General features: G+C 23.4%; 1 protein-coding gene and 1 pseudogene. Both read right to left on the bottom strand.

Annotated elements, in window-relative coordinates:
* Positions 1-412 (bottom strand): annotated as a pseudogene (locus BN899_RS09650) (sensor histidine kinase); the annotation flags it as partial.
* 19 nt (positions 413-431) lie between these two features.
* The coding region (locus BN899_RS09645) for a response regulator transcription factor (RefSeq protein WP_042274937.1) at positions 432-949 on the bottom strand (518 nt) is incomplete at its 5' end.

Raw genomic sequence — 949 nt, 5'->3', positions numbered from 1 at the left:
TTATTATAGCAATAGGCATTTTAATATCATGCACCCACATATCCATTAGTTCTTTGTTTTCTTTTATTTTATTAAAATTATTATCAATAAGGCCTTCACATTTTATTTTATAATCATTAATAAAATCTAGATAAATTTTTTCTTCCATAGATGTTTTAAATATACTTACAGAGTTAAGATTATTAGAAGATAAACCTTCATCTAATAATTTTAGAAATTTATTTTTTCTAAAATAACTAGCAAATAAATATAAGCATAGAAGTACTAGGTTAAGGATTATTATATAAGATACTGTGTCAATTAAAATTTCTTTAATAGGAGAAAGTAAAATAACTAATACAGTAAAAAATAAAAATATAAAATTAAATAATAATAAACCCTGTTGATCTTTTAAAAAATCTTTAAATTTCATTTATCCACCTAACTTTAAACTACACAATTATATAGCCTAAACCTCTCTTAGTTTCTATAAAGTTTTCAAGATCAATATCTTTTAATTTAGTTCTTATTCTATTAACATTTACAGTTAAAGTATTATCATCAACAAACCAATCACTATCCCATAATTTTTTCATAAGCTTATCTCTACTTACTATTTGAGATTTATGCTTCATAAGTTCATGAAGTATTTTTATTTCATTTTTAGTTAATTCTATTGATTTATCATTATAGGTGATAAGTGCAGTTGATAAGTCAAGAGTAACTCCATTATGGACTATTTTATCAGATGAATTATCGGAAAAATTATAAGTTCTTCGAAGGAGAGCATTAACTTTAGCAACCAATACATCTATTGAAAAAGGCTTTTGAATATAATCATCAGCTCCTAAATTTACACCCATAATAACATCCATATTAGAGTTTCTAGATGATATAAATATTATTGGAACTTGAGATATTTTTCTTATCTCATTGCACCAGTGAAAACCATCATAAAAAGGAAGATTTA

Source organism: Faecalimicrobium dakarense (genome assembly GCF_000499525.1).
Taxonomy (GTDB): domain Bacteria; phylum Bacillota; class Clostridia; order Peptostreptococcales; family Peptostreptococcaceae; genus Faecalimicrobium; species Faecalimicrobium dakarense.
This window is presented reverse-complemented; position numbering and strand designations above follow the sequence as displayed.